This is a genomic window from Nevskiales bacterium (genome assembly GCA_035574475.1).
GTDB lineage: Bacteria > Pseudomonadota > Gammaproteobacteria > Nevskiales > DATLYR01 > DATLYR01.
Window position 1 is genome coordinate 1 of sequence record DATLYR010000105.1, and the last position, 10,943, is coordinate 10,943.

Sequence of the window (10,943 nt, forward strand, 5' to 3'; positions counted from 1 at the left end):
CCGACCGCCGGTACGTTGGCCAGATCGATCTGGAAGCGGCGCGCGATGTCCTCGTACAGGCCGGTCTTCGGTTTGCGGCAGTCGCAGGCGTCCTCCGGGGTATGCGGGCAGAAGAACACGCCGTCGATGCGCCCGCCCACCTCCGACAGCATGCGCTGCATCTTGTCGTGCATGGCGAACAGTGCGCCGAAATCGAACAGGCCTCGGCCGATGCCGGACTGGTTGCTGGCCACCACCACGCGCCAGCCGGCATGGCACAGCCGCGCGATCGCCTCCAGGCTGCCGGGCAGCGGGCGCCATTCCTGCGTGGACTTCACGAAGTCCGGCGAATCTTCGTTGATGACGCCATCGCGGTCCAGGATGATCAGTTTCATGCCGCTAGTCTTACCCAAAGCCCGAGTCCGGGCCAGCCGCAAGACTATGGCAGCGCGATGACGGTTTGGTGACGGCGTGGCCGTCGGCTAGAAGGTCAGTCGGATGCCGATCCCCAGACCCGGGTCGCCGGCGCTGCCGGCCGGCATCAGGAACAGGCCGGGCCCGACTGGATCGGTCGGGCGCTCGCCCGACAGGTCCTGCGCCGAGGTCTCCGCGCCCTGCTCGAGGCGGGGCGGCTCGCGCAAGGCCGGCACGCTGCCGGGGACCGGGCCGGTGAGCAGGGATTGGCGCAGATCGTCCAGCAGGGAGGCCTGTGCCGGCGGGCAAAGCACGAACAGACCCAAAAAGGCGGCTGGCAAAGTGCGGCGCATGGCGACGGATTCTCCTCCGGAACGAGCCGTCACCATAATCGGCCCGGCGCTAAATAGCAGCCGGATGGAAGGCGGGAAGAGTAGTATTTTTTAAGTCTTACGTAATTTCTACGAAGCGGGCCGAACCCCCCGGCTTCAGCCGGGCAGGCAGGCAATGTCGGCCACGCTGCGGAACAGGCGGTCCAGCTCGGCAAGCAGGGCAAGGCGGTTGGCCCGCACGGCGCGGTCCTCGTCCATCACCAAGACCTCGTCGAAGAAGCGGTCGATCGGCGCCTGCAGGCTGGCCAGTGCCCGCAAGGCCGCGAGGTAGCGATCCGTCGTGGGCTGAGTGAGCCACCCGGCAAGCCGACCCGAGGACCGGGTCTGGCCGTGCAGCGCATCGGCATGGTGGGCGCGCAGCGCCTGCAGGGCCTGGATCAGGGCCTGCTCGCAGGGCGCGGCCAGGCTGGTCTGTACCTCGGCCGCCACCGGCTCGGATTTCTCGCGTGCCTGACGCAGGATGTTGCGCACGCGCTTGTGCGCCGCCGCCAGTCGCGCCACCTCCGGCTGCGCGACGAATTCGCGCAAGGCCTGCAGCCGCAGGTGGAAGTCCAGCACCCGAGTTACGCCCGTCGCCAGCACGGCCTCGAACACCTCGACCGCGACACCCGCGTCCAGGTAGTAGGCACGCAGCCGTTCCCAGTGGAAATGCAACAGGTCTTCGAGCACGGTCGCGCGGTCTTTCTGCACCGGCTGCTGTTGCAGCGCCAGTTCCAGGAGCGCCGCCAGATCCAGATTGAGCTCGCCCTCGATCAGGATGCGCAGCACACCCTGCGCCGCGCGCCGCAGCGCATAAGGATCCTTGCTCGCGGTCGGCTTCAGTCCCAGCGCGAAGATGCCCGCCAGGGTGTCGAGCTTGTCGGCCAGCGCCAGCACCCGGCCCAGGCGGGTGGCGGGGATCGGCCCGCCCGACTGGGTGGGCAGGTAGTGATCGCGGATGGCGGCGGCAATGGTCTCGTCTTCGCACCAATCCTTGGCGTAGTAGCCGCCCATGATGCCCTGCAGTTCCGGGAACTCGAACACCATGCGCGTGACCAGATCGGCCTTGCACAGCTCGGCAGCACGGCGAGCATTCTGGGTGGACTCGCCGACTTCATCGGCGATCTTGTCGGCTATTGCCGCGATCCTGGCAGATTTGTCTGCCACGGAACCCAAGCCCTTCTGGAACAGCAGCTGCCTGAGCGCGGCTAGGTGCGCGTCCAGCGGCTGTTTGCGGTCCTGGTCCCAGAAAAACAGCGCGTCCGCCAGGCGTGGCCTGACCACCCGCTCGTTGCCGGCAATCACCTGGGTTGCATCACGGGACTCGATGTTGGAGATAGTGATGAAATACGGCAGCAGACGCCCGTCCGCGCCGAACACCGGAAAGTAGCGCTGGTTATGCTCGATGGTGGCGATGATGACCTCGGGTGGCAGTGCCATGAAGCGCGCCTCCATGCGGCCGGAGATCACCACCGGCCACTCCACCAGCGCCGTGACCTCGTCCAGCAACGCCTCGGTGATGCGCGCGTGTCCGCCGAGCCTTGTCGCCTCGGCCTCGACCAGGCGGCGGATCTCGGCCCGCCGCGAAGCGAAATCCGCCCACACCTTGGCGTGGCGCAGCTTGTCTTCGTAGAACGCGGCATTGGCCAGCGCGATCGGCTCCGGCGCGTGGAAGCGGTGGCCGTAGCTGACGCGGCCGGCTTGCAGACCGAAGCGCGCCAGCGGGACGACATCGCCGCCGTACAGCGCGCAAATCCATTGCACCGGGCGCACGAAGGTCTCTGTGCCCGTGCCCCAGCGCATGCGTTTGGGCACCAGCGCGTCCATGGCCGCAAAGCTCTCCTCGACGATCTCGGGCAGCAGCTCCAGGGTGGCGCGCCCGGGCTGCACGCTGCGGTACACCAGCCAGGCGCCCTTGTCGGTCTCTAGCCTTTCCAGCTGCTCGAACGCCACGCCGCAGGATTTGGCGAAACCCAGCGCCGCCGGCGTCGGCTGGCCGTCCTTGTAGGCGGCGCCGAGGGCCGGGCCGCGGCGCTCGACGGCCTGTTCCGGTTGGCGCGCCGCCACCTCGTGCAGCAGCACGGCCAGCCGGCGCGGCGTCGCATAGCTGCGCGCCGGCGCGTGCGAAACGCCGCGTCGCGCGAGGCCTTGCGTGACACCCTGCGCAAATGCGGTCGCCAGCGGCTGCACGTAACGCGCCGGCAGGTCCTCGCAGCCGATCTCGAGCAGCAGGTCGTGCTTCATGAAGCGGCCCGGGACGGCAGCGGCTCGAAACCGGCGATTTTCGCGCGGGCGTCGTAATACGCGCGCGCCACGGCCTGCGCCAGAGCGCGCACGCGCAGGATGTAGGCCTGGCGCTCGGTGACCGAGATCGCCTGGCGTGCATCGAGCAGATTGAAGGCATGCGAGGCCTGCAGCACGCGCTCGTAGGCCGGCAGCGGCAGCCCCTTATCGATCAGGCCGGCGCATTCCCGCTCGGCGACCGCGAAGCGCTCGAACAACGCGGCGGTGTCGGCGTGCTCGAAGTTGTAGGCCGACTGCTCGACCTCGTTCTGGTGATAGACGTCGCCGTAGGTGACGATGCGGCCGCCGACATCGGACCACACCAGGTCGTAGACGCTTTCCTTTTTCTGCAGGTACATCGCCAGCCGCTCGAGCCCGTAGGTGATCTCGCCGCTGACCGGCCGGCACTCCAGGCCACCGACCTGCTGGAAATAGGTGAACTGCGTGATCTCCATGCCGTTCAGCCACACCTCCCAGCCCAGGCCCCAGGCGCCGAGCGTGGGCGACTCCCAGTTGTCCTCGACGAAGCGGATGTCGTGGGTGAGCGGGTCGAAGCCCAGCGCCGCCAGGGAGTCCAGGTAAAGTTGCTGGAAGTTGGCCGGCGAAGGCTTCATCAGCACCTGGAACTGGTAGTAGTGCTGCAGCCGGTTGGGGTTCTCGCCGTAGCGGCCATCGGTGGGCCGCCGGCTGGGCTGCACATAGGCCGTGTTCCAGGGCTCCGGACCGATGGCGCGCAGGAAGGTGGCCCAGTGGAAGGTGCCGGCGCCCATCTCCATGTCCATCGGCTGGACGATGACACAGCCCCGTTCGGCCCAGAACTGCTGCAGCTTGAGGATGAGGTCCTGAAAAGTCATCGCTATTCTGGCCGTTTGGGAGTAGGATCGCGGACGCGATCGCTGGGCCCGCGCTGGCGCGTCAAAGGCGCGCCAGTATAGCGAAGGCCTTCGGTGCTGGCATAAGATGCCAAGCCGTGCGGCCAAGCCCAGGGAGGGCCGGTTCGCACCACAACGGTACGCCCCAACACAGGGCGCGCACCGTTGTGGGGCAAAACGGATGCTGCAGGGGCCTAAATCCCCTGAAATCCGGAGCTTATAGTTGGCATGTTTTCTGCCTTGTAGAGGGGCATTCCGGAAATCGCCTGAGCGTGTCTGCCGCCGTGGCTTGCGGCAGAGGGCTGAGGCCATTTCCGGACCCCAAACCGCGCCCGCCGGCGTGGCCACGCATACGACCACTTCTCTGGAGGACTGCACATGTCGAAGTCGGGCAACGACGTACTGAAGATGATCAAAGAGCAGAACGTGAAGTTCATCGACTTCCGCTTCTGCGACACGCGCGGCAAGGAGCAGCACGTCACCGTGCCGGCGCACACGGTCGACGCCGATCTGTTCGAGCACGGCAAGATGTTCGACGGCTCCTCGATCGCGGGCTGGAAGGGCATCAACGAGTCCGACATGATCCTGATGCCGGAGCCCGACACCGCCACCCTCGACCCGTTCTTCGAGGAGACCACACTCGCCCTGACCTGCGACGTGATCGAGCCCTCGACCATGCAGGGCTATTCGCGCGACCCGCGTTCGCTGGCCAAGCGCGCCGAGGCCTACCTCAAGAGCACCGGCATCGGCGACACGGCCTTCTTCGGCCCGGAGAACGAGTTCTTCATCTTCGACGGCGTGCGCTGGGGCGCGGACATGTCCGGCAGCTTCGTGCACATCGACTCCGAAGAGGCGGCCTGGAACGCCGGCAAGGAGTACGAGGGCGGCAACATGGGCCACCGCCCGGTCGTGAAGGGCGGTTATTTCCCGGTACCGCCGGTGGACAGCCTGCAGGACGTGCGCTCGGCCATGTGCCTGGCGCTCGAGCAGATGGGCATGAAGACCGAGGTGCACCACCACGAGGTCGCCACCGCCGGCCAGTGCGAGATCGGCGTGCTGTTCAACACGTTGACGCGCAAGGCCGACGAGGTGCTGCGCCTGAAATACGTGGTGCAGAACGTCGCCCACGGCTACGGCAAGACCGCGACCTTCATGCCCAAGCCCATCGTCGGCGACAACGGCAACGGCATGCACGTGCACCAGTCGCTGTCCAAGGACGGCAAGAATCTGTTCAGCGGCAACGGCTACGGCGGCCTGTCGGACACCGCGCTGTACTACATCGGCGGCATCCTCAAGCACGCGCGTACGCTGAACGCCTTCACCAATCCGGGTACCAACAGCTACAAGCGCCTGGTACCGGGTTTCGAAGCGCCCGTGATGCTGGCCTACTCGGCCCGCAACCGCTCGGCCTCGATCCGCATCCCCTACGTCAGCAACCCGAAGGCGCGCCGCATCGAGGTCCGCTTCCCGGACTCGCTGGCCAACCCCTACCTCGCGTTCGCGGCCATGATGATGGCCGGCCTGGACGGCATCCAGAACAAGATCCACCCGGGCGAGCCGATGGACAAGGACCTGTACCACCTGCCGCCGGAAGAGGACAAGAAGGTGCCGCGTGTGTGCCACAGCCTCGACATGGCGCTGGAGCATCTGGACAAGAACCGCGAGTTCCTGACCCGCGGCGGCGTGTTCAGCGACGACCTGATCGACGCCTACATCGATCTCAAGATGCAGGAGGTCACGCGCTTCCGCATGACCACGCATCCGGTCGAGTTCGAGATGTATTATTCGATGTAACGCTTCGCGTTCATCGAATAACAAAGCGTTTTTCCACAACCCCCGTGGCGACACGGGGGTTTTTCTTTGGCCGCGCGCGGAACCGGCCCGGCATTGCCGGCGTCTCAGTTACAGGCTAGGGTTCCGGGTATGGACATGCGCAGACTGGCTGGGCTGGTGTTCGCGCTGCTGCCGCTGGCGGCGGGCGCGGAGGTCTACAAGTACGTGGACGAGAACGGCGTGGTGCGCTATACGGACAAGCCCCCGCATCAGGATGCCAAGCCGGTGGAATTGCCGGCCGTCCAGACCTATACCAGCGACGATGGCTATGTGCGTGACGATACCGGCCTGGCGGAGGAGCCGGCTGCGGTGCCGGACGAGGCCGCCTATCGCAGCGTGCAGCTGATCTCGCCAGCCCCCGACGAGGTGTTCCAGAACGCCGATCCCAAGGTGACCGCCAGTGCGCAGGTGGAGCCCGGCCTGCAGCCCGGACACCGGCTGGTGTTCCTGGTGGACGGCCAGTCCTACCCGGCGGCACCGGGCCAGAGCAGCCTGGTACTCAGCGGCCTGGCGCGCGGCAGCCACACATTGCAAGCCGTCGTGATGGACGACAGCGACCGGGTGCAAGCCGAGTCGCAGTCGCTCAGCTTTCACTTGAGCCCGCCCAGCGCTCTGCAGCCTTCTCCGATCAACGCCCTGCCCAAGCTGCCCTAGCAACGCACCATGATGGTGCGTCATTTCGGGCTATGTTCTAATGCACCGAAAGTGATCAGGCCATGGCCTGAGTTTTGCTTTCTGGCGATGCATGAACCCGCCTCGAAAACCCGCCGCGCAGGGCTCGGATTTCGTGCTGGAGAATCTGAGCACGGCGGTCCTGTGCCTGGATACCGAGCTGGCGGTGACCTATCTGAATGCCGCCGGCGAGATGCTGTTGGGTGTGTCCGCGCGCCAGGTGGAGCGCCAGCCGCTGGCCCAGGCCATTCCGGCCCTGCAGGCCCAGGCACCACGCCTGCGCCAGGCGCTCAAGGAGGGCGCGGCCTACACCGAGCGCGAACTACGCCTGTCGCTGCCGGGCGAGCCGGCCATCGTCGACTGCACCGTCACGCCGTTCAGCGACGGGCGGGGCGCGCGCGGGCTGCTGCTGGAGTTCTTCGCCCAGGACCGCCACCTGCGCATCTCGCGTGAGGGCCAGATGGTGGCCCAGCAGCAGGTCAGCCGCGAGGTGGTGCGCGGACTTGCGCACGAGATCAAGAACCCGCTCGGCGGCCTGCGCGGCGCCGCCCAGCTGCTGGAGCGCGAGCTGGCCGAGCCGGCGCTGAAGGATTACACCCGCATCATCATCGGCGAGGCCGACCGGCTGCAGAAGCTGGTGGATCGGCTGCTGGGCCCCAACAAGCCGCCGCAGCTCGCCAGCGTCAACTTGCACCAGCCGCTGGAGCACGTGCGCCAGCTGATCGAGGCCGACCTGTCCGACGAAGTCACCATTACGCGCGATTACGATCCCAGCATCCCGGAGCTGAAGGCCGACCCCGAACTCCTGATCCAGGCCTTCCTCAACATCCTGCGCAACGCCGTGCAGGCCGTGGGCGAAGAGGGCCACATCACCTTGCGCACCCGTGCGCGCCGACGCCTGACCCTCGGCGGCAAGACCCACCGGCTGGTGGCGCAGGTGGACATCGTCGACGACGGGCCGGGCATCCCGGCGGCGCTGCAGGAGCAGATCTTCTACCCGCTGGTGACCACCCGGCCCGAGGGCACCGGGCTGGGCTTGCCGATCGCGCAACACCTGATTCACAGCCACGGCGGTTTGATCGAGTGCCAGAGCCGGCCGGGCGAGACCGTGTTTTCCATTTACCTGCCACTGGAGTAGCGACAGATGTCGGAGGGACTCAACGTCTGGGTGGTGGACGACGACCACGCGATCCGCTGGGTGCTGGAGAAGGCGCTCAAGGGCGCGGGCTTCCGCGTTACCAGTTTCCCGGGCGCGGCCGAGTTGCTGGAAGAGTTCGAGAACGACGCGCCGGACGTGCTGCTGAGCGACATCCGCATGCCGGGCGTCAACGGCCTGGAGCTCTTGGCGCGGCTGCGCGCGCAGCACCCGCAATTGCCCATCATCATCATGACCGCGCATTCCGACCTGGACAGCGCGGTGGCCGCCTACCAGGGCGGGGCCTTCGAATACCTGCCCAAGCCCTTCGACGTGGACGAGGCGGTGGCGCTGGTGCGCCGCGCAGCGCAGCGTGCCCAGGGTGGCGCCGAACCGCCGCCGCCGGCCGCCAGCGGCGCGCTGCTGATCGGCGAGGCGCCGGCGATGCAGGAGGTGTTCCGCGCCATCGGCCGGCTCAGCCACTCGCACATCACGGTGCTGATCACCGGTGAGTCCGGCACCGGCAAGGAGCTGGTGGCGCGCGCGCTGCACGAGCATTCGCCGCGCGCCCAGCGTCCGTTCATCGCGATCAACACCGCGGCGATCCCCAAGGATCTGATGGAGAGCGAGTTCTTCGGCCACGAGCGCGGTGCTTTCACCGGCGCGGCGGCGCAGCGCCGCGGGCGCTTCGAGCAGGCCGACGGCGGCACGCTGTTCCTGGACGAGATCGGCGACATGCCGGCCGATCTGCAGACGCGGCTGCTGCGCGTGCTGCAGGACGGCAGTTTCTACCGCGTCGGCGGCCACACGCTGGTCAAGGTCGACGTACGCATCATCGCCGCTACCCACCAGAACCTGGAGAAGGCGGTGGCGGAAGGCCGCTTCCGCGAGGACCTGTTCCACCGCCTGAACGTGATCCGTGTGCGTGTGCCAGCATTACGCGAGCGGCGCGAGGACATTCCACTGCTGCTGCGCCATTTCCTGTTGCGCTCGGCGCAGGAGCTGCGGGTAGAGCCCAAGCGGCTTACGCCCGAAGTGGCCGACTACCTCCAGAATCTCGCCTGGCCCGGCAACGTCCGTCAGCTGGAGAACGTCTGTCGCTGGATCACGGTGATGGCGCCGGCGCAGGAGATTCACCTGCAGGATCTGCCGGCCGACCTGCACAAGGCCGAATCACGCGCCGCCGCGGCGGCGCCCGCGCTCGCCGGCGAATCCCAGGAATGGCCGGCGCTGCTGCGGCAATGGGCGGAACAGCGCCTGGCCAGCGGCGGCGATGACCTGGTCGGCGTGGCCACGCCGCTGCTGGAGCGCACGCTGATCGAAGTGGCCCTGAAACAGACCCATGGCCACCGCCAGGATGCGGCCAAGCTGCTCGGCTGGGGCCGCAATACCCTGACCCGCAAGCTCAAGGAGCTGGGAATGGGCAACGGCGGCGAGGACTAGTGTTGCCGTTCCAAAATGTCTTTCGTCATTCCGGACAAGCCCGCGCAGCGGGCGCGATCCGGAATCCAGGGTCTTTACAAGGCATTGGGCCCCGGCCCCCGCCGGGGGGACGGAATAATCAAAGGCGCCCTGGCTACCTGCAGGACCGCTACTGCCGCCCGTTGCTCTGCATCAGCTTGCGGGTGTTGGGCGGGTCGCCGGTGACCAGGCGTGAGCCGTTCTTGTAGGTGAAATATTTCCAAACCCAGGTCAGGAACACGCTGATGCGCTGCTCCGGATCGATCAGCGCCCAGATGTGGACCCCCGCCCAAGTGAACCAGGCGAACACGCCGCTGACCTTGACCACGCGCAGATCGCCCACGGCCTTGTTACGTCCGATCACGGCCATCGAACCCAAGTCGCGGTAGCGGAACGGCGGCATGGATTGTCCGCGCGCGCGGCGCTGCAGCAGGCGCGCGAGATAGCGGCCCTGCTGGATCGCGCCCTGGGCGACACCGGGCACCGGCTGGCCGTCGGCACGCTTGACGTGCGCCAGGTCGCCGGCGACGAAGATGTCCGGGTAGCCCGGCAGCGACAGGTCGGGCTGGACCATGACCTTGCCGGACCGGTCGAGCGCAACCCCGGTGCGCCGGGCCAGCACCTCGCCGAAGGCCGAGGCCTTGACGCCCGCCGCCCACAGTACGGTCTCGGCGGCGATGCTCTGCGAGTGCTCGCCGATGCGCATGCGCACGCTGCCGGGGCCGACCTCCTCGACGATCGCCTGGGTGATGACGGTGACGCCCAGCGCCTCCAGCTGCCGGCGCGCCTTGGCGCGCAGTTTTTCCGGATAGGTCGGCAGCACATGCGGCGTGCCCTCGACCAGCAGGATCTTCGCCTCGCGCGGGTCGATGCTGCGGAAATCCTTGACCATTGTGCGGTGCGCCAGCTCGCCCAGCGCGCCGGCCAGTTCCACGCCGGTGGGGCCGGCGCCGACCACGACGAAGGTGAGCAGTGCCTGGCGCTGCTCGGCGCTGGTGGCCAGCTCGGCGCGCTCGAAGGCGCTGAAGATGCGGCGCCGCATCTCCAGCGCGTGCTCGACGGTCTTCAGGCCCGGCGCGTAGTCGCGCCAGTGGTCCTTGCCGAAATAGTGGTGCTTGACGCCGGTGGCGACGATCAGCGTGTCGTAGGAGGTCTCGCCGCCCTCGAAGTACACCATCTTGCGAGCCGGGTCGAGGTCGTAGGCGGTGGCCATCAGGGTCTGCACGTTCCGGAAGCGGCGCAGCACCACGCGCTGCGGCGTGGCGATGTCGCCCACCACCAGCGAGCCGGTGGCGACCTGGTACAGCAGCGGCTGGAACAGGTGGAAGTTGCGCTTGTCCAGCAGGGTGACCCGGAAGCCGGCGGTGCCAGCCCGTCGGCCCAGCGCACGCGCGGCGAACAGGCCGGCGAAGCCGCCGCCGACGATGACGACGTGATGGGGCTGGGGGGCGGGGGTGCTCATGGGAACGGCAACAACGGAAAAGGCGCGGAATTATACACGCGACCCGTGTCGTACGGCCGCGCAGCGCGCTTTTACTGATCAGGTCACCCAATAGTGCGCACTTCGAGGGGCATGCCGATCGATTCCGTCATCCCGGCGCAGGCCGGGATGACGGCAAGAAGTCACGCACTATTTGACGGGCCGATCAGAAAGGCAGAACACCCCGGTCGGCGAAGCGGCGAGCGTGGAAGGCGTAGCGGGCGCTGTGCGCCAGGTCGTTCAGGTAGGACGCATTGACCGCGCTGCCGATCACCGCGCCCAGCACCGGCACGACCCCGGCGGCCTTGCGCCGGGCCAGGTTGAGCCCGAGCTTCTGCGCCAGGTTGTTCAGGCTGAACACCGCCGCGTGCTTGCCGAACTCGCGTTGCGCGGCGCGCTCCAGACCGTCGCGGAAGGCGGCCTCGTCCGGTTCGCGCTGCGCG

The 10,943-nt window shown here is 67.5% G+C and carries 10 protein-coding genes; 4 read left to right on the forward strand and 6 right to left on the reverse strand.

The window, feature by feature from the left end; genetic code table 11:
* The 4 genes from gmhB to glyQ all read right to left on the reverse strand — a co-directional run.
* Positions 1-374 (reverse strand): D-glycero-beta-D-manno-heptose 1,7-bisphosphate 7-phosphatase (gene gmhB, locus VNJ47_06120; GenBank protein HXG28408.1); only part of this gene is annotated, 374 nt, incomplete at its 3' end.
* 87 nt (positions 375-461) lie between these two features.
* A complete protein-coding gene (locus VNJ47_06125) occupies positions 462-746 on the reverse strand; it encodes a hypothetical protein (GenBank protein ID HXG28409.1) in 285 nt (94 codons plus the stop codon).
* A 135-nt stretch (positions 747-881) separates the two neighbouring features.
* Complete coding sequence (gene glyS / locus VNJ47_06130; protein ID HXG28410.1) at positions 882-3,008, reverse strand: glycine--tRNA ligase subunit beta; 2,127 nt, start codon at positions 3,006-3,008, stop codon at positions 882-884.
* The gene (gene glyQ, locus VNJ47_06135; GenBank protein HXG28411.1) at positions 3,005-3,901 is read right to left on the reverse strand and encodes a glycine--tRNA ligase subunit alpha; all 897 of its coding nucleotides are present in this window, start codon (positions 3,899-3,901) and stop codon (positions 3,005-3,007) included. The genes glyS and glyQ overlap by 4 nt, the downstream gene beginning before the upstream one ends.
* Positions 3,902-4,297: 396 nt before the next feature.
* Here glyQ and glnA point away from each other — a divergent pair, with 396 nt between their 5' ends.
* The 4 genes from glnA to ntrC all read left to right on the forward strand — a co-directional run bounded on the left by glnA (position 4,298) and on the right by ntrC (position 9,002).
* Complete coding sequence (glnA, locus tag VNJ47_06140; protein HXG28412.1) at positions 4,298-5,713, forward strand: glutamate--ammonia ligase; 1,416 nt, start codon at positions 4,298-4,300, stop codon at positions 5,711-5,713.
* A 135-nt stretch (positions 5,714-5,848) separates the two neighbouring features.
* On the forward strand, positions 5,849-6,406 hold the full coding sequence (locus VNJ47_06145) for a DUF4124 domain-containing protein (GenBank protein ID HXG28413.1): 558 nt from the start codon (positions 5,849-5,851) through the stop codon (positions 6,404-6,406).
* Positions 6,407-6,497: 91 nt separating this feature from the next.
* Positions 6,498-7,562: a nitrogen regulation protein NR(II) gene (glnL, locus tag VNJ47_06150; GenBank protein HXG28414.1), complete on the forward strand. Its 1,065-nt coding sequence runs from the start codon at positions 6,498-6,500 to the stop codon at positions 7,560-7,562.
* Between the two features lie 6 nt (positions 7,563-7,568).
* Positions 7,569-9,002 carry a nitrogen regulation protein NR(I) gene (ntrC, locus tag VNJ47_06155; protein HXG28415.1) on the forward strand — a complete coding sequence of 478 codons (1,434 nt, stop codon included), beginning with the start codon at positions 7,569-7,571 and terminating at the stop codon, positions 9,000-9,002.
* 148 nt (positions 9,003-9,150) lie between these two features.
* On the opposite strand, the gene VNJ47_06160 is transcribed toward ntrC, so the two are convergent.
* Together VNJ47_06160 and VNJ47_06165 are read right to left on the reverse strand one after the other, a co-directional pair.
* Positions 9,151-10,482, reverse strand: a complete 1,332-nt coding sequence (locus VNJ47_06160) for an NAD(P)/FAD-dependent oxidoreductase (protein HXG28416.1) — start codon at positions 10,480-10,482, stop codon at positions 9,151-9,153.
* 184 nt (positions 10,483-10,666) lie between these two features.
* A partial coding sequence (locus VNJ47_06165; GenBank protein HXG28417.1) for an EcsC family protein occupies positions 10,667-10,943 on the reverse strand: 277 nt, incomplete at its 5' end.

Bases quoted from the DNA above. Each gene is read 5' to 3' on its own strand.
- ntrC (HXG28415.1), top strand. From the start codon at position 7,569: ATGTCGGAGGGACTCAACGTCTGGGTGGTGGACGACGACCACGCGATC.
- glyS (HXG28410.1), bottom strand. From the start codon at position 3,008: ATGAAGCACGACCTGCTGCTCGAGATCGGCTGCGAGGACCTGCCGGCG.
- glnA (HXG28412.1), top strand. From the start codon at position 4,298: ATGTCGAAGTCGGGCAACGACGTACTGAAGATGATCAAAGAGCAGAAC.
- glyQ (HXG28411.1), bottom strand. From the start codon at position 3,901: ATGACTTTTCAGGACCTCATCCTCAAGCTGCAGCAGTTCTGGGCCGAA.
- VNJ47_06160 (HXG28416.1), bottom strand. From the start codon at position 10,482: ATGAGCACCCCCGCCCCCCAGCCCCATCACGTCGTCATCGTCGGCGGC.
- glnL (HXG28414.1), top strand. From the start codon at position 6,498: ATGAACCCGCCTCGAAAACCCGCCGCGCAGGGCTCGGATTTCGTGCTG.
- VNJ47_06145 (HXG28413.1), top strand. From the start codon at position 5,849: ATGCGCAGACTGGCTGGGCTGGTGTTCGCGCTGCTGCCGCTGGCGGCG.
- VNJ47_06125 (HXG28409.1), bottom strand. From the start codon at position 746: ATGCGCCGCACTTTGCCAGCCGCCTTTTTGGGTCTGTTCGTGCTTTGC.